Source organism: Jiella sp. M17.18 (genome assembly GCF_041027365.1).
Taxonomy (GTDB): Bacteria; Pseudomonadota; Alphaproteobacteria; order Rhizobiales; family Rhizobiaceae; genus VKMB-3413.
This window is the reverse complement of record NZ_JBFTEH010000013.1, coordinates 1-20,330: the sequence shown is the minus strand read 5'-3', so window position 1 is coordinate 20,330 and position 20,330 is coordinate 1. Positions and strand designations below refer to the sequence as shown.

Sequence of the window (20,330 nt, the reverse complement as noted above, 5' to 3'; positions counted from 1 at the left end):
ATTTTCTGAAAGGCACGACATGACCCTCGATCTCGACTTCGTCCGACGGCAGTTTCCCGCGCTCTCCGGCGACTGGGTGTTCATGGACAATGCCGGCGGCAGCCAGGTTCTCAGCCGCGTCGCCGATCGCATTTCCGACTATCTTCTCACCTCGAACGTCCAGACCGGCGCGACCTACGAGCCGAGCCAGCGCTCGACGGAGCGCGTGCGGAAGGCGCGCCGGGCCTTCGCGGGCTTCGTCAATGCGGCCGATGCCGGCGAGATCGTCATGGGCGCCTCGACCACGATGCTGATCCGGCTCCTGTCGGAGGCGATGACCGGACGCCTGCAGCCCGGCGACGAGATCATCGTCACCAACACCGATCACGAGTCCAATATCGGCCCGTGGCTGAAGCACGAGGCGCGGGGCGTCGCCATCAAGGTCTGGCGCTGCAATCCCGAGACGCTCGAACTCGAACTCGACGATCTCCGCGGCCTCCTCACCGAGCGCACGCGGCTGGTGGCTGTCACCCATGCCTCGAACATCCTCGGCACGATCAACGACATTCCGGCGATCGCGGACGTCGTGCACCAGGCCGGGGCCGAACTCTGCGTCGATGCGGTCGCCTATGCGCCGCACCGCGCGATCGACGTACGGGCGCTCGGCTGCGACTACTACATCTTCAGCGCCTACAAGGTCTTCGGGCCGCACTTCGCGGTGATGTGGGGGCGGAAGGAAAAGCTCGCCGGTCTCGACAACATCTACCACTACTTCTTCAGCAAGGACTCGGTGCCGCACAAGCTCGAGCCGGGGAACATCAACTACGAACTCGCGCATGGCTCGGTCGGCGCCATCGACTACGTCGCCGAACTCGGCCGGATGGCCGGAGCAAACGAGGGAAGGCCGGCGATCGAGGCCGGATTTGCGGATATCGCCGAGCAGGAGAGGGCACTCACCGAGCGGCTTCTTGATTTCCTGAAAAGCCGCAATTCGATCCGCATCTGGGGCCGTCCGGGAAGCGGCATCGCCGAGCGTGTCGCGACCGTCAGCTTCACCGCGGGCGAGCGGAACTCCAAGGAGATCGTCGACCGGGTTGACCCGCACAAGATCGGCATCCGGCACGGAGACTTCTATGCGCGCCGGCTGGTCGAGGATCTCGGCCTGATGCAGCAGGCGGGCGTCGTCCGGGTCTCGATGGTCCATTACAACACGTTGGACGAAGTCGACCGGCTGATCGCCGCGCTCGAGCCGGCGCTCTGACCGCGCCCCAGGGCTCTCGCTCGACCTTTCCCCCGCTGCTCAGCCTTTCGAGGTGTCCATGCCCTTCGACCTCCTGATCCGGAACGGCACCGTTGCGACTGCGTCGGACGTCTTTGCGGCCGATGTCGGTATCAAGGACGGCGTCGTCGTCCAGATCGGCCGCGACCTCGGCGAGGCCGCGGAGACGATCGACGCCTCAGGTCGTTACGTCCTGCCCGGCGGCATCGACAGCCATGTGCACCTGTCGCAGCCCCAGGCACCGGGCATCGTCATGGCCGACGACTTCGAGAGCGGCACCCGCTCGGCCCTTTACGGCGGCAACACCACCGTCCTGCCCTTCTGCCTGCAGGAAAAAGGCCAGTCGCTGCGCGCGGCGCTGACCGCCTATCACGCACTCGCAGCGGGCAACTGCTACACCGATGTCTCCTTCCACATGATTGTCTCGGACCCGACCGAGGCGGTGCTCGGCCAGGAACTGCCGGCGCTGGTCGAGGACGGCTACACCTCGTTCAAGATCTTCATGACCTATGAGGGGCTTCGGCTGAACGATGCCGAGATCCTCGCCACCATGGACTGCGCCCGGCGCACCGGGGCGCTCGTCATGGTCCACTGCGAGAACGAGGACGCGATCCGCTACCTCATCGGCCGCCACGAGGCGGAGGGCGACGTCGCGCCGCGGGCGCATGCGACGACCCGGCCGGTCGCGGTGGAGCGTGAGGCGACGCACCGGGCGGTCTCGCTCGCCGAGGTCGTCGACGTGCCCGTCGTGATCGTCCACGTCTCGAACCGCGAGGCGATGGAGGAGATCGAGCGGGCGCGCCGGCGCGGCCGCAAGGTGATCGGCGAGACCTGCCCGCAATATCTGATGCTGACCGCCGACGACCTCGGCGGCATGGACTGGGAGGGGGCGAAGTTCGTCTGCTCGCCGCCGCCGCGCGACGCCGCGAGCCAGGCCGCCTGCTGGGAGGGGATCGAGCGGGGCGTCTTCGACCTCTACTCCTCCGACCACTGCCCGTTCCGCTACGACGACCCGCAGGGCAAGCTGAACCCGAAGGGCCGCACGAGCTTCCGGCACATTCCGAACGGCATTCCCGGCGTCGAGACGCGGCTGCCGATCCTGTTCTCCGAAGGCGTCATGAAGGGCCGGATCGATCTGCCCCGCTTCGTCGCGCTGACCGCGACAAATCACGCCAAGACCTACGGCCTCTACCCCCGCAAGGGCACGATCGCGATCGGAGCCGACGCCGACATCGCAATCTGGGACCCCAACGAGACCCGCACGATTCGTCACGCCGACCTCCACGACGCCTCGGACTATTCGCCCTATGAGGGGCTGGTCGTGACAGGCTGGCCGACGACGGTCGTTCTCGGCGGCGCCGTGGCGATGCGTGACGGCGCCCTGACGGCCGGCGCGCGCGGCGGTCGCCACGTGGCGCGCGAGCGCTCCCCCCTGGCGGTGCCGTCTTCGATGGCCTGAGATATCGAATACCTCAACCGTTTTGACGAGACCGCGTCTCCTCTCCATCCGAACATCCGCAACACGGCGAGCGGCCACCGGCGTCTCGCGTCCGCTCGACCGACAAGGATCACAACATGACCAAGCTCAGGATCACCGCCGGTCCGTTCACCTTCGACGCCCGGCTGGAAACTGACCGGGCGCCGCAGACGTGCGCCGCCTTCGAGAAGATGCTGCCCTTCGAGAGCCAGATCGTCCACGTGCGCTGGAGCGGCGAAGGCGTCTGGATTCCGCTCGGCGACACCGACTTCTCCGTCGGCTACGAGAACCACACGAGCTATCCGGTGCCCGGCCAGATCATTCTCTATCCCGGCGGCATCAGCGAGACCGAAATCCTGCTCGCCTATGGCGGCGTCCATTTCGCCTCGAAGATGGGGCAGCTGGCCGGCAACCACTTCATCACGCTGACGTCGAACCTCGACAAGCTCGCGGAACTCGGCCCCTACGTCCTCTACAAGGGCGCCCAGCCGATCCGTTTCGAGCTGGCCAGCGACGAGGCTTGACGCGGGTGGGCCGGCGGATCCTCTCGGAGCAGCCGGAGCAGCACCTCAGCCCGGAAGACCCGGGTCCAGCGGGCGCCGGCCGCCTCACCGGGCCGGCCCTCAACGGGCATCCTGTTCCATCGCCTTTCGGGAATAGGCGCGGCCGAAATGCGCCTCGATTCGCGTCTGGACAAGATGCCAGACCGTCGTCATCTGTCATTCGACGCGGCGTGGTTACCCTACTCGATCTTGCTGAAACAACAGCTTATCGCGCCGATCGGCGTCGAGCCCCCCACGCCGATCCACAGAAGGTCCAGCCCGGTTTCTCGGCAGGGCCCGCAGAGCGGACTGACGACACGCCTGCCGGCGCCAAAATCGGGTGCCGATCTATGACAGCTGAATCCCAACCATCGTTCGTTTGGATCAGGGTGACTGGGCAGGCGTATTCTGCCGGCGCTCCGCGATCCCGCCGATGAAGGCTCGGAGGAAACCCTGCAGCTGTGGTTCGGCAGGGGACAATCGCTCAAGCGAGTCATGGCTCTCGTCGGACCGAGATGGCTCTCAGGCCACGATCTCGATCTTCAGCATGCGGGCGATGTTCTGCAAGTGAAGCCGCATCGTCTCCATGGCGGCATCGGGATCTCTGCTCTGCAGTGCTGCAAGGATTTGTCGATGATCATCGGCCGATTGGCGCCGCAGTTCCTTGTCCACCTGGGCGCGGCGGATATCACCCCACGCCTGCTGCCGACGGGCAGCGATGAGGGTTTCGGTGAGCGCCAGACTGATCGGGTTGCGCGTCGCTGAGCCCACCGCCCGATGGAACGCGCTGTCCCAGCGGCTCCAGCTGTCATCGTCCGTGGCCTCGGCGTTCTTGCGCACGCAATTCTCGATGACCGAGAGATCGTAAGGCGTCGCGCGGACTGCCGCCGTGGCCGCGATCACCGGCTCGAAGCGAAGGCGGGCGTCGAGGATCACGTGCGGGCTGAATTGCGAGGGGTCGGCGACCAGTCCGGTTTCCGAGCCGATCGGTTTCAAGCCAAGAAACGTTCCCTGCCCGACGCCTCTCCAGATCCGGCCGTCGAGTTCCAGCGCCAGGAGTTGCTGCCGCAAAGCCCGGCGGCTGATTCCGAGTCGCGCCGCCAGTTCGCGCTCGGGCGGCAGTCGATCGCCGTCCTGCAAGCCACTAGCTCCCAGGAACTCCAGCAACGGATCCATCGGGGCTCCGCCTCCACAATTTCTCGAACCAATAAACATTGGTTCCAACAAGTGATAGCCCTTCGGAGACAAAAGCGCAAATTCTAAGCAGTTTTCGTTTTACTATTGACATCAAGGCTGGATCGAACGGAAATTGGTCCCACGCAATCTCCCATAAGGATCAGCGATGGACAGAAGAACATTCCTCTCCCTGACGGCCGGATTGTCGGCAGCCTCGGTTCTTCCAGGAACGATCGGAGCGTCCTTCGCCGAGACAAAGCCCGATCATCTGACGGTGATGACCTGGGGCGGCCTGTGGGGCGACGCCATCCAGAAGAGTGTCGCCGATCCCTTTACGCAGAAGACCGGCGTTCCGGTCATCGAGGACCGCGGTTCAAGTCCGGTCCAGCGGATCACGAAACTGAAGGTCGGCCTCGATGAGCAGGCCTTCGATCTCGTCCAGCTTCATGACGGCCTATTCCCGCTGGCCGAGGCGCAGGGCGTTCTGGAGCCCATCGACAAATCGTCGCCGCGGCTGACCAACCTGCCCCATGTTTATCCGCAGTTCGTCCACGACCAATGGGTGGCGCAGATCTACTCGGCGATCGGCATCGCCTACAACTCCAAAGAGATCGAGACGCCGCCCACTTCGTTTGCCGACCTTTGGAAGGAAGAATACCGGGGACGGATCGTGCTGCCGGAAATCGCCCATTCGATCGGCACCTATATCATCCCGATCGGAGCGATCGCTGGCGGCAAGAAGCCGACCGATCTCGAAGCCGGCTTCCAACAGTTCCGCAAGATGGTCGACCTCGAGCCGATCTTCGTGGGCGACACCGATTCCATCATGAACGCCTTCGCGACCGGTGAGGCGGTGATCGGCCTTTTGTACAAATCGCAGACGATGACGGTGCAGCGGCGCAACAAGGCCGTTGAGTGGGTCTTCCCCGAAGAGGGCGCGATCGCGATCTCCTGGGGAACGGGCATCGCCAAGAACACGCCGAACAAGGCGCTGGCGGAAGAGTTTCTCAATCTGACACTGGCGCCGCAGGGTCAGATCGCGCTGACCCAAGCGTTCAACTATCCCGGCACCAACAAGAAGGCGCTCGATCTCCTCGATCCCGACCAGCGGCAGGCCGTCGAACTCACCGATGCACAGCGCGACAGCCTGATCCAGCTCGACCACAAGTTCATGAACGACCATCGGACGGAGATCGTCGACCGCTGGAACCGGATCGTCGCCGGCCAGTAGCGATGCGAGTCCTGCAACAGGGGAACGGCCGCCCGGCCTTCCCCATCGAATCGCATGCCGTGCGAATGGCCGCCGCGGGCTACGGGCTGCGCGTGCTCGCGACGAATGATGCGGCATTGCCGGCAGGGACCCTTCTTGCCGAGGATGCCGCCGCGCACCTCCTTCCCCCCGATGCGCCGCGTGTCGAAGCCGGCGAGGCGCATGACATTTCGCTTCCGAAGATCGCGCTGCTCCGGGGGCGCGGCTCTGCCTATCCGTATTGCGGCTACTACGCGCATGCTCTTGCCGCGCTCGGATATGTCTTCGACGTCGTGAACGGTCCCGACATAGCGTCGGGCGCGCTGGACGGCGTCGATCTCTTCGTGCTGCCGGGCGGCTTTTCGACCTGGGGCATCGATCGTTGCGAGAACGTCGCGGGCGCGGATGCCGCGGTCCGGCGCTTTCTGTCCGCCGGCGGGAGCGCGATCGGTTCATGCGGCGGCGCGTTCTACCTGTCTTCGGGACGGCCAGGATGGCTCGCACTCGCAGAGGCGAGTCCGCGCTACTCGCACGAATATCTCAAGAGCGGCGCCGGTATTGTCTCGATCGCCATGCAGGACGACGGCCTCGGCGCCGGAGTCGCCCCCTTGGTCGAGATGCCCTACTACCACGGCCCGATCTACGAGGCTGTGCGTGCACCGGTAACGGTACACGGCCGGTTCCGGTCGCTGTCAATGCCGGCCAGAATCCCGATCGACAATCCGCTCAGCGAGTCGCGCTTCGATCAAGAGATGGCAGGACGCACAGCGATCCTGTCGACGGCCGGCCCGAACGGACGCGCGGTTCTGTTTTCGGCCCATCCGGAAATGGGCGATCTCGTCCGGAAATATGTCTCTTTCGCCAGCTACATCGAACGGTATCTTCCGATCCGCGGCAGCACGGTCATGGAGGAGACGCTCGACTTTTACGTGCCGAACGCCGCACCATCCTTCCGCCTGATCTTCAACGCCGTTCAATGGTGCGCATCGGCCGGCGGTTCGCGGCGCTCCACCGGCGGGCAGGCGCTCGACAGGCAGCCGACGGACGTGTCCGAGCGCGTCAAGACGGCGGTGCTCGATGCGCTGCCCGCGATCGACTGCGGGTCCGGACCGCTGCAAGCGCTCTTCGAGCGCGAACGGATGCGCCTGACGAATATCATGCGATGCTTCGAGGCCGGTGAGCTGAATCCGGATCGCGGCATGACGATCATGCTCGAGGACGCAGCCGCCTCCCTAGCGACGCCGGCGCCGCTGTCCGGGACCGCCCAGCGCCTCCTCGACGCCGAACTTGCCCTACGGCTGCTGGAGGTGACGCGCCATCGCGACGCACTGGCCGCGGCTTTCCATGAGGATGGACGAACCGAATGACCGACGACACCAGCGATGTGCGCTTCGCGAGCGCCAGCAAGCGCTTCGGCCGGACGATGGCAGTCCGCGATCTCTCGCTGGCAATTCCGAGGGGCGCGTTCTTTGCCCTACTGGGGCCGAGCGGATGCGGCAAGACGACGACCTTGCGCATGATTGCCGGGTTCGAGACGCCGACTTCGGGCAACATCTTCATCCGCGGAGAGAACGTCACCCGAGTCGCGCCCTATCGGCGCAGCTTCGGCATGGTGTTCCAGAACTACGCCCTGTTCCCGCACATGTCGGTGGCCGAGAACGTCGCCTTCGGGCTCAAGATGCGGCACATCTCACGGAGCGAGCGCGAGGAGCGTGTCCGGGAGGCCCTGGCGATCGTCCAGCTGAACCAGATGGCCGACCGTTACCCCAAACAGTTGTCGGGCGGCCAGCAACAACGGGTCGCTCTCGCCCGCGCGATCGTCATCAAGCCCGCCGTTCTGCTTCTGGACGAACCGCTCGGCGCGCTGGACAAGCTGCTGCGCGAAGAGATGCAGGTCGAGCTGCGAAGCCTGCAGAAATCGCTCGGCATAACCACGGTCTTCGTGACGCATGATCAGGAGGAAGCCCTGGCCATGGCCGATCAGGTCGCGGTCATGCGCGCCGGCGAGATCGAACAGATCGACGCGCCCGGCGCGATCTACGAACGCCCGGCGACCGAGTTCGTCGCCAGCTTTCTCGGAGCGAGCAACTTTTTCGACGGTGAAATTCAGAGCGTCTCGGGGGATCGGGTGCGGATCGACATCGGCGGGTCGGTCATCGAGCTCCCCGCGGTCGGGGTTCCCCGGTCCGGGCGGGTGAAGCTCGCGATAAGGCCCGAGAAGATCAAGCTCGCACCAGCCGGCCAGGGACGCCCCGGCCAGACCATCGCGGCGGTCATTCGGGAAGTCGTCTACAAGGGGCCGACGACGCATGTGATCATGGATCGTTCCGGCACCGCGTTCTCCGGACTGCTGCAAAACGACGCCACCCGCGACTGGTCGCCGGCGCCCGGCATGGTGGTGGACTGCGCCTGGGCCGAGAGCAGCCTCGTTCCGATGAAGAGCGCCTGAGGATGCGGGAGAGTTCGGGAATGCGAATGCTGCGACCGACGCTCGTCGTCCTCGCCCTTCCTCCGCTGCTGATGATCTGCGCCTTCTTCGTGGCGCCGCTGGCCTTCCTCTTCGTCATCAGTTTCATGACACCCTCCCCGGAGGAGCTCTTTCAGTACCAGGTGACCATCGGAAACTATCTCGCCCTTGCGCAGGACAGTTTCTACTGGCTCATCCTGCAGCGCACGCTCGTCACGGCGCTGATCGTCCTCGGCACCTGCCTGCTGCTTGGCTATCCCGTCGCCGTGGTGGTCTCGCGCATGACGCCGCGCAAACGCCTCGTCATGCTGATGGTGCTCCTGTTCCCGCTGATGGTCAGCAATGTCGTGCGGGCCTATGGCTGGATCACGATCCTCGGACGCGAAGGACTGATCAACGTCACGCTCGTCGACATGTCGTTGATCCCCTACCCGCTGCGGATGTTGAACAGCGCCGGCGCGGTCGGCGCGGGGCTCCTGACCATCCTTCTGCCCTACATGATCATCTCCGTCGCCAATACGCTGGCGGGCCTCGACAAATCCTATCAGGAGGCGGCCCAATCCCTGGGGGCGGGCCCGGTTCGCAGCTTCATTCATGTCACATGGCCGCTGTCCAGCCCGGGCGTCGCAGCCGGGTTGTCGCTGGTGTTTTTCCTGACGCTGAGCGCCTATGTGACGATCACGCTGCTCGGCGGGCCGCGATTCAAGCTCCTCGTCAGTCTCGTCTACGATTCGGTCACCACGCTACAATGGCCGAAGGCGGCGTCTCTGTCATTCGTCCTCCTGGCGTTCGCGCTGATTGTCGGCGCCCTCATCCAAGCCGGGCTCCGGCCCCAGCGCGTGCAGGGAAAAGGCTGATGCGGGCGATCAACGCAATCCTCTATGCCGTCACCGGCGTGGTCCTGCTGCTGATCATCGGACCGCTGGCGCTGGTCGTCCTCGCCTCCTTCTCGTCCGGCGACTACTTCAGCTTTCCCCCGCCAGGCCTGTCGCTTCGCTGGTTCCAGGAGTTCTTCTCGCTGCCCAACATGCGGAGCGCCTTTCTCCTCAGCCTGGAGCTCGCCGTCGGCACGTCGGTTGTCTCGATCGTGCTCGGCGTCATGGCCGCGCTCTACGTCTCCCGCCGACGCGGCCGCATGTCGGGGATCATGCAGTCGCTCTTCATGGCGCCGCTGGTGTTCCCGACGATCATTCTCGGCCTGGCCCTCCTCCTCTGCTACAGGCTGGTCGGCATGCCGATCCTGCCTGGCCTGGCGCTGGCCCATATCGTCGTCGGGCTGCCCTACTGCTTCCGCGCGACGCTCTCCAGCCTGCAGAGCTTCGATGTCTCGCTGGAAGAGGCGGGCAGCAGTCTCGGCGCCTCGCCCATGCGCGGCTTCCTCCTCATCACCCTGCCGCTGATCTGGCCCGGCGTCGTCTCGGGCTGGCTCTTCGCATTCATCGTGTCCTTCGGCGAATTGAACACCGCGCTCTTCCTGACCGGCCCGGGCGTCACCACGCTTCCGATCGAGATCTTCAGCTACCTGCAGTTCCAGGGAAGCCAGCTGGTGATTGCCGCGGCATCGACGCTTCAGGTCGCCATGATCTTGCTTCTGGTCCTCCTCGTCGAGCGCGCCATCGGCCTCGGGCGGATCGTCCGCTCCTAGAACCCAGCAGCCATCGGAGAATGTCACCATGAATTTCACCACCCGTCCGGAGTTGGTGGGCACGTTCGGCATGGTATCGACCACCCACTGGCTCGCCAGTTCGTCGGCCATGGCCGTTCTGGAGAAAGGCGGCAACGCGTTCGATGCCGCAGGCGCCGCGGGTTTCGTCCTTCAGATCGTCGAGCCGCACCTCAACGGCCCCGGCGGCGAAGTTCCGATTCTTCTCCGCAGCGCGCAGGAGGGCAAAGTTCGCGTCGTCTGCGGGCAAGGCGTCGCGCCACGGGGCCTTTCGATCGCGCACATTCGCGGACTCGGCCTCGATGTCGTGCCCGGGACGGGCCTTCTGCCGGCGGTCGTGCCGGGCGCCTTCGGCGCCTGGATGTTGATGCTGCGCGATTATGGCAGCCTGCCCCTTGGCGACATCCTCAGCTATGCCATCGGATACGCGGCCTCCGGTTTCCCGGCAGTGCCGCGGATGTGCGCCTCCATCCTGTCGGGGCGCGACTTCTTCCTTTCCGAATGGCCGACGTCGGCGGAGGCCTGGTTGGTCGACGGCGACGCGCCGCGCCCGGGCCATCTCTTCCGCAGTCCGAAGATCGCGGCGACGTTCCAGCGCATCGTCGATGAAGCGCAGGCGTGCGGTCCAGACGTTGCGGCGCAGATGACGCGCGCGACGGAGGTTTTCTACAAGGGCTTCGTCGCCGAAGCAGTCCACCGGTTCTTTCAGCAGGAGGCGGTGCTCGACACGTCCGGCAGGCGCAATCGCGGCGTCATGGATGCCGACGATCTGGCGTCCTGGCAGGCGACATACGAAGAGCCGGTCAGCTATCGCTATGCCGGCCACGAGGTGCACAAGACCGGTCCGTGGGGGCAAGGGCCGGTGTTTCTCCAGCAGCTCGCTCTGCTGAAAGGCTTCGATCTGGAGGCCATGCCGCCGACGAGCCCCGATTTCGTCCACGTCGTGACGGAATGCGCCAAGCTCGCCTTCGCCGACCGGGAAATCTTTTACGGCGATCCAGATTTCAACGAAGTTCCGATCGAGACGTTGCTGAGCGATGCCTACAACGACGCGCGCCGCAAGCATGTGGACATGGCGAGCGCCTCCCATGAACTCCAGCCGGGACGCATCGAGGGGATGGAGAGCCGGCTGGAATTTCTCCTGGCGAATGCCGGCAAGGGAGACGTGTCGACATTCGGCACGGGCGAGCCGACTTTCGCCGTCCTGCCGGAGATGCGCGGCGACACCGTGCATGTCGATGTCGTCGACAGGTGGGGCAACATGGTGTCGGCGACGCCTTCGGGCGGCTGGCTGCAGGCCTCTCCGACCATACCGGATCTCGGCTTCTGCATGACGACGCGCGGCCAGATGTTTTGGCTGGATGAGGCGATGCCGTCCGGTCTTGCCCCCGGCAGACGCCCGCGCACGACCTTGACGCCGACCCTTGTGACACGCGACGGCGAGGCGGCGATCGCCCTCGGCACGCCGGGCGGTGATCAACAGGACCAATGGTCGGTTCAGCTGCTTCTGCGTCACCTCCATCACCGGATGAATCTGCAGGAAGCCATCGACGCGCCCACGTTCCAGACGGCGCATTTTCCCGCCAGCTTCTATCCCCGCGGGATGCGGCCAGGCCATCTCGCGGTCGAAGCGCGCTTCCCTGCCGAAACCATCGAAGCTTTGCGCGATCGAGGTCATCTCATGGACGTAAAGGGCCCGTGGGATCTCGGACGCCTATGCGCCGTGGGACTGCGTGACGGTCGGATGTTCGGTGCAGCATCCCCGCGATACATGCAGGGCTATGCGATCGGGCGATGAACTGTCACGGGAAATCCGGAGCGGCTCCCCGCCCATCCCTCACGCTCCGAATACGTGATGATGGCACCGCGCAATCGTGCCGGGCCAGCGCTACGATTGCCGCGGGCTGGTGATGTTGGGCGTGGAGCGGCGGCTTGGGATCTCAGCGCCGATCGGCGCGCCTAGCCTTCGCTCCCACTTGGGCGGATGGGGGCGTCATGTGGTGCCGAAAGACAGTCGATTTCAGCGAGCGCATATCAGACTGCCGCGGCGGCGGCGGCTCTTGTGGCCGAACTGCGCAGCATCGTGGCGGCGTCGCCGGTGGGTGGCGCCGAAGACCTTGGCGTGCAGTCGCCAAGGCCCTCGTGGTTGTGAGCGACGACCATTGGACTTGCCTCGGAAAACTGGAGAGCTCTTCTGAGTGTGTGAATCGGCGCTGGGGTTCGACGCCGATCGGCGCAGGGTCACACCGATAAATATCTGGATCAGCAGCAGAGCGGATTATGAACCGGGGTCATAAAGGGGATCTGACTCACATAGGCGACCCGCAGCCGGCGCTCGACCAATTCCTGGTCCACGGTCTCGGCGACGCTGATGCGCGCCCCGAGACCCAGGCGCCCTTCCAGCAGAGCGACCAGCTTCGTCGCCTGCCCGAGGTCCGATGCATCCACGCCTCCGGCGCCCGCCGAGACCGCACCGAGAACGATTTCTTCCGCCGCCCGGCCGGCCAGATGAACAGCAAGCTGCGCGCGCAGCTCGGACAGGACGAGTTCGGTTTGCTCGCGCTCGTGCACCACCCTTCCCCCACCGGCGCAGGCGATCGAAAGGCTGTTTGGAACCCTGCCCTGGCGCAGGACCGCGGTAGCATGGCCGGCCTCGTGAACAGCGATCCGCCTGCGCACCGCTTCAGGCCGTGTGTCGGGTGGAACGGCGGCCGCCATCAGGTCGGCGGCCGACACGTCACGGCTCGCCGCTCGTGCGGCATGACGTGCATCGCGAGCGATCCGAGCAGCGTCAGCACCGGATGCCGTGCCGGCGAGAAAGGTCGCGACCGGCTGCACATCATCGTCCGCCAACTCCGGAAGGTGATGACGCAGAATTCGGCCGAGATCGTCGCTCGACGGCAACCCGACGTAGAAGCGTCTGTCGAGCCGCCCCGAACGAACCAAGGCGGCGTCGAGATTTCTGTCTTCGTTGCATGCGGCGAGAACGATGACGCCCGCTCGCCGGTCGGTGCCGTCCATACATTCGAGCAGCGCATTGATGATCGACCGCCACCAGTCGTCGTAGCGCCCGGTCGAGCCACGGGCCTGCAGCGTGTCGATCTCGTCGATGAAGATCAACGCCGGCGCGACTGCCGAGGCTGCCGAAAAGATGCGCCTCATTTCCTTCAGGACATTGCCGAGATGCCCCTCACCGGCACTTTGCCAGGCGGCGTAGGAGGTCGGGAAGAACGGAACATCCGCCGACCTCGCAAGCGAGCTGGCAAGCAACGTCTTGCCGGTTCCAGGGGGCCCTGCCAAAAGTGCGCCACCGTCGATGTCGGCCGCCGAGATCCGGCCGGCCCGAAAATCTTCGAGGGATTGCACGAGGCGCAAACCCCATTCCTTCGCGGCGCCGTACCCGTGAAGGTCTTCCAGGCGAGGGCCCTGCGAGACGTCTTGTGCGACGAGAGTCGGCACTGCGAGGCTGGCCGCCGCCGCACCCGAAGTCGCTGCTCGCGCGACAAGCGCATCGATGAGCATCGGCGAGAGGCGGAGCGGATCGACGGTGAGCGGCCATCCACCCGCTTCCTCGCCGAAGCGTCGCCTCCATGCTTGGCCCAGGCAATCCAACGGAATGGCCGACAGGTCGACTACGAGATCCACCATAGCCTCCAGTGCTGGATGGACGGTGTCGCGGCCGAAAGCGACCAGCAGCACGGAGGCGGTCATCAGTCGGGCCAGGACGCCCTCGACCCTGTCTTCCGGGTCCGAGCGCTTCCACTTTTCGGTCGAGATCTCCGGTAGCGTAATGAACCCCCTCGCCAGGGATTGTTCGGAGCCGAGAATGGCCTCCAGGGCGCGCGCGAAGCCATGTTCCGCAGCATCCCGCCATCGTTCGCTCGGCAGTCGCATGAGCACAAGCGTGCCCGCCTGCCTTCCCAGAAGTCGTGGATCGACCGCTTGAAGGGCCCGCTTGATCGCGAGATGAAGCGTGTATTCGGTGAAGCGCGCCCGCTGCAGGCGATCCGCGATCTCGTCCGCAATGTACTGCGCCAAATCCTGATCGTCGTCCAAAGTCTCAATCGGCTCCGCGGGAAGCGACCCGGACGTGTTCTTCGGCCCGAACTTGCTGATCTTCGCAGCTGCCATCTCAGATCTCCCCGTCTGCCGGTCCGCCGCGATCGGGCCTGCAGGCCAGCCAGGCCAGCACCATCCGGGCCGTCGGCTCGGCCGATGCCCGAGCCTCGAGGTGGCGGATCAGCCGCATTCGTTCCGACGCCGGGAGCCGCCGCTTGCCCAGCCGGAGGGCGGCCGCGACCAGAACGGAGATGCTGACCGGCAGGACGGTCGCGGAGCGTGAGGTTTCGACCCTGCTGGAGCCGAGCGGAGGGGAGTCGGTGGAGGACATATGGAAGTCTCCTCGATTTTGGGAGGATGAGCGCGGAGCGCATTTCGCGAAGCACAAGACGTCGGCGGGACGAGCCGAGGACGCAGACCCGAGACCAGCTGCACGCAGCGACCTCGGATCTTGGTCTCGGCGTGATTAATGCAGGCGATCCTGCCCGCCGCCGCGCCGTCGACGGGCTGCCGCACTACGGCGCACTTCCGCCGGTCCGATCAGGCGCGAGAGCGATAACCGGCCCTCTACCTTTCGACCGATGCCGAAGTTGGTGGGCGGCTTGTCGTCAACATCAGTTTCGACGGAGGTGCCCCAAGCCGACTTGTCTGCCTCGGTCGACCGATCGTGGAGCGAACAAGACTGGGGGATCGGCCCCAGTCGATGTTCGAGTTCTTCGCGGATGCGGGCGTCGAGACGATCGAGGTATGGAAGAACGGGAATTTCGAAGAGAGAGTCGAGTTCCTCCGGCCCGACCGTCATGGCCGCATCGTACCCAGCCCGTCCGTAGCGATCGATTACGCCACAACTGACAGTGGCGACTCTGAAGCCGTCTGCCTCCAACCGGCTCCGCGCGGAAAGCGCGGCGACGCGCAGCGTCCGCAGCGTCGACGCGATCTTGGGGGACGAGAACGGGACGCTCCCGCGTCGGCATTCCAAGATCGTGGCATGACGGGTCGTCGTGTCGATGACGATCAAGTCGGCCGTATAGGAGCCGACAGGGTGAAGGTCGTGAGCGAGGTCGATCTCGACAAGATGCCGGTTTTTTTCGACGACTTCGGTGGCGGCGCGCGTCAGCGGAAGCTCGAATTCCTGCAGCACCGTCAGATCGGGATCGTAAGAAAGGGCCTTCGCGATGACGGCGGGGATGGCTTGCCCAGCTCGCGTGACGATGGAGCGGAGCGCCGTCGCCAGGAACGAGTAGATCCCGAGCATGCTGCTCGGGTCCAGCACTTCTGCCGCAGCGACTGCGCCAGCCACGATGCTGACCGCAACCTCGTCGACATAGAGGGAGATGCCGTCAGTCGACGCGGCGCCTGCCGCTCTGTCGGGCGATGGATGACTGTCGTGGGGGCGGATTCCGAACGTGCGGGCGTGATTCTCGCGCGACAGGCGGCGCTTGGGCATGACTATTCTCCTGCTAGCCTCGGCCAGTCTTGAAAGGTGGGAAATGGACAGGGGCGCCGCCGCGAGCTGGCGGTGATCTAGATCAGAACTCTGGCGGCGCGACCGGTCGGCCTCAGGCGCTCGTGCCGACGTTCTCGGGGGCTGCGATCCGGACGAACGACCGATGCCCGCGGCTGGACTCATCGATCGTCACGAGCCCCAGCGCGCACAGCCGGCGGCAGAGATCCCGGGTGATCAGGTTGCCGGAGATCTCACGACCGGCATCTCCAACCGTGAGGAGCGTCTGGCGGATCAAGAGCGCGATCAGTTGGCGGGCGGCCCGGATTTCCGGTCCCGTGAACACGGGGCCGAAGGCGTCTTCCGGCGAGCTGGTTGCCGCGACCGACGCGGTGCTCTGCCCGCTTGCGATCACAGCCGCGCCTTCGCCGGCAGCGGCATCGCCCCCCGCCACGCACCGCCGGACGCTCAGATCAGCGTCCGCGTCGCTCTCGCGCTCCTGGAGCGCGCGCAGCGCGAGTTCGCTCTTGAGGTCATCCGGCAGGTCGGGGATGTCGTCGATCCGCATGATCGGAGCGAGTCCCGTCACGTAGGGCATGCCGCCGATGATCCGCGTGCCGATGGGGCGGGGGAACTCGTCCGACCAAGTCTCGCCGGGGGGGCAGTCATGCGGCGAGGGTCCGGGATGCACCGGCTTCCTCTCAGAAGTGGAAAAAACGTTGCGCAGCTCCGCTGCGCGCGCGAAAAGCGCGTTAGCCATCGAGACTCCTCCTACGAGTCGTTGGTGGTCAGGCTGCTGGTCGGGACTGCAATCCCACCAGCGGCCGCTCGGCCGCCTGCATCATGACCTGGTTGTCGAACGGGAATTCCCGCCGATACTCGCAACATAATCGGCAGGAGATCAAAGTAAAGTTCTGTCGCGAAGTTTCGCTGATCGTGCTTAATACGAATAATTTCAATAAAATTTTATCGGATACTCCGAATCCTATTAGCGGTCTTTTTAATCTGATTTCGCGCTTTCGTGGGAAAAGTGAACGCCCCTTGGGCAGCCACTGTCCGCGCGAGTTTGCAGGACGAGCGGCGCATCCAAAGTCGCGCATCATCGTTTGAACATCTTGGATCTTGCCAAGGAGCGGCAAGACGTCGCCGGACTTCACACGCGATCCGACTTGTCTCACCGCCTACCCCTCGCGGTAGTCTGTCGGCTCCTGAGGATCAACGTCAGCATTGTCAATCAGACGTGGCGGATCGAAGCTGTTACGGATCGGGCTTGACAGTCGAAAACCCTTCGCCGCTGTAACGGCGGTCGGGTCAACCCGCGAAGCCCCCATTTTCACGTGGGTTTCCGTGAAGTGACCTGTGACGAGGCCGTCCCGGGCTGCGTCCGCTCCTCCCTTAAGCCCTGCATCCTCCCGATGCTCGCAAACTGCATCGTTCGAAGCATCCGAAGCATTGCCGACGGATTCGGCCGCGATCGTAGCAACGGGTCCCTCCATCACCTCCGGGCGGTTGGGCACAAGCGAGACCATCCGCTCCCGAACGAGCTCCACAGCGTCCGCATCTCTCGGCCCGGCGTCGGCCTGGACCCTCATCACGATCGCGTCACTGGTGAGGCTTTCCCCAGCCTGCACGATCATCGTCACCGATTTTGCGATCAGGGCTTCCGCGCGCTTCGCCGTCTTTGCGGACAGCAGCCTCATTTCCCTGTGAAGATGAGCCTTGCGGGCCTTAAGTTGACGGATCTCGCTATCGATCCGCTCGATTTCACACGCGCATTTTGCTCGTTTGGACATCGTCATCAGCCTCCGCCGCTTCGTCGGAGGTTATCGTCGAAAGCCCTGAAAGTTGGAAATCTTCGTCTGGGTCTGTTCCTGTATCGAAGCGATCAACCACCTGCAGAGCGCGTCCCGCTTGCAGCGCCCATACATCGGAGAGCTCAGCTTCGACACCCAACTTGTAGCGTGCCCAAGAGTTCGGAGGCTCCCTGTCGTTAAGGATGCCGACAATTTCATCTTGCGAGGGTGCTGGAGCTCCCATCGACTGAAGAGCACCAAGCTCATCCACAATCGCTGCCAGCGCTTCTGATCGATCAAGCCGCAGTCCTTCTCGCCACGAAAGCAGAACCTCGCTCCAGTCGGACCGTCCTAGAATCCCGACGAGAAGAGTCGCTGTTCGATAAAAGCTCGACGGCGCAAGGCCGAGCAAGGTTGCCGGCGTGGAGGAAGTGTAGAGGGATGTCTTGGCGACGATCATGAAGTCGACGTGGTCCCAGCCCTTCGATCGTGCCAGGGCGCACACAAGTCGCGTGGCTGAGAACGTCACCCGGTCGACCCGGATTGCGCTGCCGTCGTCCCAGACAAGGTCATCGCCTTCTGCCGGATATGCCGTCCCCGCATCGCCTGGAAAGGTAACGGCTGCGGGCAGCGGACAAGTCCTCCAGCGCTCCACCGCCGCACGGTAGCCGGGCTTCTCACGAAATGCCGGCTGTTGCTCGACAACAGCAGCTTGCTCGGCGCGCCGCTTCGCGAGTGCTGCTTCAGAATTTGCCATTTCCCTCGCCGCCTCATCATACATCTGCCGAAGGCCGCGCTGACGCTTCCGAACGTCAAGAAGATGCCGCGCCTTCGCTCCCTCGGGATTTCGAAGCGCCCATTTCGGAACGGGATCCTCCCCCGGCGGCAAGTCTCTCGCGGAATTCGACTTCCCGTCGAACGTGACCGCGATACCGTACCTAGTAGCCGCATCGTTCAAGACTTTGGCAACATGAAATCGCGGCCCAAAGCCACCGGCCAGCCGGAACCACGTATTTAAGCGCCTGCACTTATGCGTGGCGAAGCCGCCCGATCCGAGGGGACGTGTCGAGATCAGCCCGTGGACGTGCGGATTCTCTCCTCCGCCTTCAGCCGTGGTCATCTCCAAGTCCGTCTGCGCGACCAGACCAAGATCACGGAACTGCCCATAGATCCCTTCGGCAACCTCCTCGAAAAGATCCAGCGGAAGCTCGCGAGGCCACTGGATATCCAGAAACCAAGCTTCCAAGGCATCGCGTCGGCGCTCCGCACTCGCGACGGCTGACCAAAGCTTCTCAGGATCGAAAACCCATGAAGGCGCATCGGGTGGAGCCAGAATCTTTTGGCGCAAGTGGACACCTTTATCCCGGTCCCCTACGCCCAAACCCATCTGGTACCGGCTACGAGTCAAAGCTGTATATCCGGTGCGGCGCGACACGCGGCTGTAGCTGACGTGGACACCCTTGGCTTTCATCACCCACCGATGTGTTAGTGAATTCATCCTCTCGATGATCATTCTCTCCCACGGCCGCTTGAAAGTTCCGAGGAGCCGGGGGCGAATCGGCTCTACTCGAACCTGCTTTCCGATCCTGCGGCTTTCTGAGAGCTGCCTGCCAGCAGGCGTGTGGGAAAGAACGATACCTGGCTGCGAGAGCCGCAGCTCCGGTGGTTCTGGCGCGGCGACGCCTCTCACGCGACCTGCTGCTGCATGGAAGGAAGGATTATCCTACGGTGTGGAGAATCACGCGACACAACCGATTCGGTGATCGATGCCCGCCGCGGCGCAGACCTTCTTCGAACAGCCCATCCTTAACTCCCCGTACCGGAAGCCGTCCCGTCAGTGGGAGCTGGATCTGCAGGGGCGGCCGACAGACCGGATTCTCGACACCCGCCGCCGGGCCGAGCTGATCTCCGCCATCCCGGCGCCGAAGAAGCGGTCGCGCGCGGAGCAGGCCGAGATGGTCTACGAAGCCGGCCACGGGCTCTCGACGGACGTCCAGGAATCCAACCCGACGCCGATCATCAACGAGCTCCGGCAGGAGATCGAGACCTGGCGAAGCCTGCCGACCCCCGAACAGTGGCGGGTCTCGCCCGTGACGGCGAACCTCCTTAGACATTGGCGGGCCCTGCAGCAGGACGCGAGCCGACCGATCCGCCCGTTCTTCTGCCAGTTGGAAGCGGTCGAGACGGCGATCTGGCTGGCCGAGGTGGCGCCGAAGGCCGGCGGGCGCGGCAGGCGCTTCCTCGATTGGCTAAGCGAGGCGAATGCCAGCGCGACGACGCCCGGGGCTCCCGATCTCTTCCGCGTCGCCCTGAAGCTCGCAACCGGCGCGGGCAAGACCACCGTGATGGCGATGTTGATCGCCTGGCAGGCGATCAACATCGCCCGAAGCCGGAACTCGAAGCTCTTATCCCGCAGCTTCCTGCGGATCGCCCCGGGAATCACCATCCGCGATCGGCTGCGGGTGCTCCTGCCGAACGATCCAGATATGGTGCGACGCATAAACTGCGACAAACACTCATAATAAGCGACTTTTCCTCGCAACAGAGTGGAATCGGGCGGACGGCGCGAGCCACCGCCCGGCGACGGGCGCATGCAGATCTCGATGTCATAGAACATGATTCGCGGCGAGCGGACGGACGAGCACGTCTCGCCCGCAGTCCAGCCGCACCGGTCCCTTAGCTCAGCGGATAGAGCAACGGTCTTCTAAACCGTAGGTCCCTGGTTCGAGCCCAGGAGGGGTCACCATTTGTCACGCGACGCATAGTTTGCGAATTTCCACCCAAAGAACTCAATTATTCCGCATCGCGAGCATTTTCTTGCTCTGAATGCGCATCGCGCGCTCGCTGCGCCGTCCTGCTTAGACGGTCTTTCCGGGCGCGGCTGTCGGCGGCGCCGCGAACCCTAAAGAGCGCCGCCGATCCTCTAGGCGTGGGTCCCAAGGCGGGCTTCCATGACTCCACCACAGACGCCGCAGATTACGGCCCGCGACCCGCAGGGCGCCGAATACCTCCGGCGTGATCGTCCCGGCAGCCTTCAGATTATCGTTGGACTGCATCCGGCGGTTCCTGAGGGGCTCTCCATGCCTAGGTGTTTAGTCCCGGTATGTGATGGGTCGGATCGTTTGTGAATCGTTCGGGCTCTTCTGTCCAGCATCGGACGACATGCTCGAACGGCGTGAGGCCTCTTAGGGTCTTCAGTCGT

The 20,330-nt window shown here is 64.5% G+C and carries 18 protein-coding genes, 1 tRNA gene and 1 pseudogene; 11 read left to right on the top strand and 9 right to left on the bottom strand.

Features of this window, described 5'->3' with window-relative positions:
* Positions 1-19: 19 nt before the first annotated feature.
* From AB5S17_RS20055 to AB5S17_RS20045, 3 genes are all read left to right on the top strand, one after another.
* Positions 20-1,240 carry a cysteine desulfurase-like protein gene (locus tag AB5S17_RS20055; protein WP_369242738.1) on the top strand — a complete coding sequence of 407 codons (1,221 nt, stop codon included), beginning with the start codon at positions 20-22 and terminating at the stop codon, positions 1,238-1,240.
* 58 nt (positions 1,241-1,298) lie between these two features.
* Positions 1,299-2,717, top strand: coding sequence for a dihydropyrimidinase (gene hydA, locus AB5S17_RS20050; RefSeq protein WP_369242736.1), 1,419 nt, complete (start codon positions 1,299-1,301; stop codon positions 2,715-2,717).
* A 116-nt stretch (positions 2,718-2,833) separates the two neighbouring features.
* Positions 2,834-3,259, top strand: a complete 426-nt coding sequence (locus AB5S17_RS20045; RefSeq protein WP_369242734.1) for a DUF3830 family protein — start codon at positions 2,834-2,836, stop codon at positions 3,257-3,259.
* A gap of 540 nt (positions 3,260-3,799) precedes the next feature.
* Here AB5S17_RS20045 and AB5S17_RS20040 read toward each other — a convergent pair.
* Positions 3,800-4,453, bottom strand: a complete 654-nt coding sequence (locus AB5S17_RS20040) for a FadR/GntR family transcriptional regulator (RefSeq protein ID WP_369242732.1) — start codon at positions 4,451-4,453, stop codon at positions 3,800-3,802.
* A 166-nt stretch (positions 4,454-4,619) separates the two neighbouring features.
* Between AB5S17_RS20040 and AB5S17_RS20035 the strand changes: the two genes are divergently transcribed.
* From AB5S17_RS20035 to AB5S17_RS20010, 6 genes are all read left to right on the top strand, one after another.
* Positions 4,620-5,684 carry a PotD/PotF family extracellular solute-binding protein gene (locus tag AB5S17_RS20035; protein WP_369242730.1) on the top strand — a complete coding sequence of 355 codons (1,065 nt, stop codon included), beginning with the start codon at positions 4,620-4,622 and terminating at the stop codon, positions 5,682-5,684.
* A 65-nt stretch (positions 5,685-5,749) separates the two neighbouring features.
* Entirely contained in the window at positions 5,750-7,069 is a 1,320-nt protein-coding gene (locus tag AB5S17_RS20030) for a hypothetical protein (RefSeq protein WP_369242728.1), read from the top strand.
* Positions 7,066-8,151: an ABC transporter ATP-binding protein gene (locus tag AB5S17_RS20025; protein ID WP_369242726.1), complete on the top strand. Its 1,086-nt coding sequence runs from the start codon at positions 7,066-7,068 to the stop codon at positions 8,149-8,151. The genes AB5S17_RS20030 and AB5S17_RS20025 overlap by 4 nt, the downstream gene beginning before the upstream one ends.
* 20 nt (positions 8,152-8,171) lie before the next feature.
* Positions 8,172-9,026: an ABC transporter permease gene (locus tag AB5S17_RS20020; protein WP_369242723.1), complete on the top strand. Its 855-nt coding sequence runs from the start codon at positions 8,172-8,174 to the stop codon at positions 9,024-9,026.
* The gene (locus AB5S17_RS20015) at positions 9,026-9,814 is read left to right on the top strand and encodes an ABC transporter permease (RefSeq protein ID WP_369242721.1); all 789 of its coding nucleotides are present in this window, start codon (positions 9,026-9,028) and stop codon (positions 9,812-9,814) included. Before AB5S17_RS20020 ends, AB5S17_RS20015 begins: the two co-directional genes overlap by 1 nt.
* Positions 9,815-9,842: 28 nt before the next feature.
* The gene (locus tag AB5S17_RS20010) at positions 9,843-11,630 is read left to right on the top strand and encodes a gamma-glutamyltransferase family protein (RefSeq protein ID WP_369242719.1); all 1,788 of its coding nucleotides are present in this window, start codon (positions 9,843-9,845) and stop codon (positions 11,628-11,630) included.
* Between the two features lie 464 nt (positions 11,631-12,094).
* On the opposite strand, the gene AB5S17_RS20005 is transcribed toward AB5S17_RS20010, so the two are convergent.
* The 7 genes from AB5S17_RS20005 to AB5S17_RS19975 all read right to left on the bottom strand — a co-directional run bounded on the left by AB5S17_RS20005 (position 12,095) and on the right by AB5S17_RS19975 (position 18,641).
* Complete coding sequence (locus AB5S17_RS20005; protein ID WP_369242717.1) at positions 12,095-13,963, bottom strand: AAA family ATPase; 1,869 nt, start codon at positions 13,961-13,963, stop codon at positions 12,095-12,097.
* Position 13,964: 1 nt separating this feature from the next.
* A complete protein-coding gene (locus tag AB5S17_RS20000; RefSeq protein WP_369242715.1) occupies positions 13,965-14,222 on the bottom strand; it encodes a hypothetical protein in 258 nt (85 codons plus the stop codon).
* Between the two features lie 135 nt (positions 14,223-14,357).
* A complete protein-coding gene (locus AB5S17_RS19995) occupies positions 14,358-15,338 on the bottom strand; it encodes a hypothetical protein (protein WP_369242713.1) in 981 nt (326 codons plus the stop codon).
* Positions 15,339-15,450: 112 nt separating this feature from the next.
* A complete protein-coding gene (locus AB5S17_RS19990; protein ID WP_369242711.1) occupies positions 15,451-16,095 on the bottom strand; it encodes a hypothetical protein in 645 nt (214 codons plus the stop codon).
* 28 nt (positions 16,096-16,123) lie between these two features.
* Entirely contained in the window at positions 16,124-16,492 is a 369-nt protein-coding gene (locus AB5S17_RS19985) for a hypothetical protein (protein ID WP_369242709.1), read from the bottom strand.
* 24 nt (positions 16,493-16,516) lie between these two features.
* Positions 16,517-17,134, bottom strand: coding sequence for a hypothetical protein (locus AB5S17_RS19980; RefSeq protein WP_369242707.1), 618 nt, complete (start codon positions 17,132-17,134; stop codon positions 16,517-16,519).
* Complete coding sequence (locus AB5S17_RS19975; RefSeq protein ID WP_369242705.1) at positions 17,100-18,641, bottom strand: MobA/MobL family protein; 1,542 nt, start codon at positions 18,639-18,641, stop codon at positions 17,100-17,102. The genes AB5S17_RS19980 and AB5S17_RS19975 overlap by 35 nt, the downstream gene beginning before the upstream one ends.
* Positions 18,642-18,894: 253 nt before the next feature.
* Here AB5S17_RS19975 and AB5S17_RS19970 point away from each other — a divergent pair, with 253 nt between their 5' ends.
* Positions 18,895-19,650 (top strand): hypothetical protein, encoded by a 756-nt coding sequence (locus AB5S17_RS19970; RefSeq protein WP_369242703.1) that lies wholly within the window; start codon positions 18,895-18,897, stop codon positions 19,648-19,650.
* 148 nt (positions 19,651-19,798) lie between these two features.
* Positions 19,799-19,874, top strand: a tRNA-Arg gene (locus tag AB5S17_RS19965).
* A 338-nt stretch (positions 19,875-20,212) separates the two neighbouring features.
* On the opposite strand, the pseudogene AB5S17_RS19960 reads toward AB5S17_RS19965, so the two are convergent.
* Positions 20,213-20,330 (bottom strand): annotated as a pseudogene (locus AB5S17_RS19960) (IS481 family transposase); the annotation flags it as partial.